Here is a 2,664-nt window from a genome sequence, read left to right as displayed (position 1 = left end):
CCGCTTGTTAGTTGACGTTTTGCTGTTCAGTTTTCAAGGTTCATTAGTTGGCGTCGTTGTTTCAACAGCAACTCTTATATCTTAGCAAATCTTCATTGTCATGTCAACAAAAAGTTTTACTTATTCATTTACTTCGTTGCGCTTAAATCAGCAACTTAATAAATATATCAGTCTGACTTATAAAAGTCAACACAATAGTGAAAGTTTATTAAACTAAGTTTGCTTCTTAATCACTGTATAGTTGGATATCCTCCGAAAAGACCCGTAAGGAATGCTGTAACGCTATGTATTTATGATATTTTCACAAGGTGTGTAATTCACAATCCCAAATATATTTAACCTTATACAGGTTTAGACACCCTATGTAAATTTAGTTGTTACAATAGAATTAGCAATTTTAATAAGGTCGCTTTTGGGAATGGAGGCATTCCCTATATAGTCAATTGAATATTCAACTTCATCTACTCCAAAACTAATTGATTGAACAAGATTAGTCTCATTATAATATCCAGTTGCTCAGTTTAATAATTCAACCTCTTCCTCCCAATTCGCAACCTTATTCCAACCTATTTCGCTCGTTGCCCAAACAGTTAAAATTCCCTCTTGGTTTTCGTAAACTAATTTCACTTTATTATAGCCCATCACTTTAAAGTACTTTTTATCGAGATCCTCAACATCATAGAAAGGTTCCACTACTTTAAAAGGAAGGAAGGAACGAACCAATCAGCCATATGTACCGGTAACTTTATAATATGAAAAATTGTTCCTAGTAAAATAAATCCAACCATAAAAACAGTCAATATTCTTCTTAATTTATTGCTTTTGTTAAAATCTTTCTTCAATCCATTTTCTCCTCTATAAGTTTTATTGAGAGCAAGAATACCTTCTTGGCTTAACCTACCTCATCAATTGAACATCATCGTCAATTAGAGCAGCACTAATATTCTTGGTAAACGATAGAAAAAGAGTTGCTCAAGCAACTTTTAAGAAAATAATAGTTATTCACTAATTTTGTGTGATAATTCATCCTCAATGATATTCTTTATTTCTTTGCTTCCTATTACTCCATTACTGAAAATATTTGAATTAACCCAATAAACTAGTCTGAAAGAAACACCATTGTTAAGTTCAATCTCTAAAAAGATTCGGTCTCCTTCCATTTTGCCTTTCTTATATAATGATTCTGGGTCCTCTAATTTTAATTGAGACCAATCATCCAGGAATTTTTTTGTGGAATCCTGTTTATAGGGTTGTATTCGACTGCCATCTTCTGTGCTTTCGATATAAATATTTTTAACCCAACCATCTAAAGGGAATAAATTGTCAGCAGTTTTTGCTTTTATATTAGTATCTACTAAAAATGCCTTATCATTTGCTACAACAATAAGAGAAGTTGGATATCCTTTGATTTCGTAAATTGATGTACCCTCTTCCAAATATGCAGCATCCCCATTTTTCATCTTATGATTACTACATGCACGATCGGCCATCTTAAAAGTTACTTTGCCTAGCTCCCTGCCTTTTTCAATTGGCAAAGGATTATTCACATCAGCAGGTTTAGGAAGATATTGGTATTTAATATCATTTATCATAACCATATCGACCCACTCAATTTCACCATCAGGACATCCAGTGATTGAACTGAAGTTGCCACAAGAGGATAACAACATGCTTGAGACAGAAATCATAATCATATTTATCAAGACTTTCATAACTATCCCCCTAGTTAGGTTTGATATTAATTTCCTTTATTTAATAGCAATCTTTTTCTTTATATTATTTGACGTAAGGAAAATATATCCTTTTTTAATATTTGTGTTACAAATCAAAATCAAAAAACCGTTACCCTTTTACAAGTATCGGTTATTTATTTTCCTAGCAATATCTTACTCTTGCAGTAGCTACGGTCACTGCACAAATTTCAGAAGATGCTGTTCAACGTATTGGCATACTAAGAATTTTCTAATGGAGGTAAGGTTTATTCGGCTTGAAGTAACATTTAATCGGCTTCACGACTCATTTATTCGGCTTGAAACGTGTTTTATTCCGATTCGCCCATATTTCCCCACAAAAAACCTCCTCGAGAGTCTATTCGAGGAGGGCCATTTTGATTGGTTTTGTTTTCGCTTCGCTGCTGTTTAGTGATGAAACTATTCATATCGTTCTCTGGAGATTAAGATTTTTTAGTGGCAAGACGATCTGTTAATCAATATCTACAGTTATATAGAGTTTTTTTCACTTCAACCTCACTATGAAATAAAAAAAGACACAAAAAAACCGACACCCTTTAACGGGTATCGGTTTCTTATTTGCCTAGCGACGTCCTACTCTTGCAGGGGGAGACCCCCAACTACCATTGGCGCTAAAGAGCTTAACTTCCGTGTTCGGTATGGGAACGGGTGTGACCTCTTTGCCATTATCACTAGACTTATTGAGTGCTTGTTCACTCAAAACTGGATAAACGGGCCATTGAAAGCCATTCAAAATTTTGGTTAAGTCCTCGATCGATTAGTATTCGTCAGCTGCACACGTCACCGCGCTTCCACCTCGAACCTATCTACCTCATCGTCTTTGAGGGATCTTACTTACTTGCGTAATGGGAAATCTCATCTTGAGGGGGGCTTCATGCTTAGATGCTTTCAGCACTTATCCCGGCCACACATA

The 2,664-nt window shown here is 35.0% G+C and carries 1 protein-coding gene and 2 rRNA genes; all 3 read right to left on the bottom strand.

Translation table 11 applies throughout. The features are described 5' to 3' along the window. Positions 1 to 998: 998 nt before the first annotated feature. Entirely contained in the window at positions 999 to 1,712 is a 714-nt protein-coding gene (locus tag ACFPYN_RS17300; protein ID WP_377735896.1) for a hypothetical protein, read from the bottom strand. A gap of 599 nt (positions 1,713 to 2,311) precedes the next feature. After that, positions 2,312 to 2,427 (bottom strand): 5S ribosomal RNA (gene rrf, locus ACFPYN_RS17295). Positions 2,428 to 2,488: 61 nt separating this feature from the next. Next, positions 2,489 to 2,664: ribosomal RNA gene (locus ACFPYN_RS17290) — 23S ribosomal RNA — on the bottom strand; the annotation flags it as partial.

The sequence above is a fragment of the Paenisporosarcina macmurdoensis genome, from assembly GCF_042658845.1.
Taxonomy (GTDB): domain Bacteria; phylum Bacillota; class Bacilli; order Bacillales_A; family Planococcaceae; genus Paenisporosarcina; species Paenisporosarcina macmurdoensis.
This window is presented reverse-complemented; position numbering and strand designations above follow the sequence as displayed.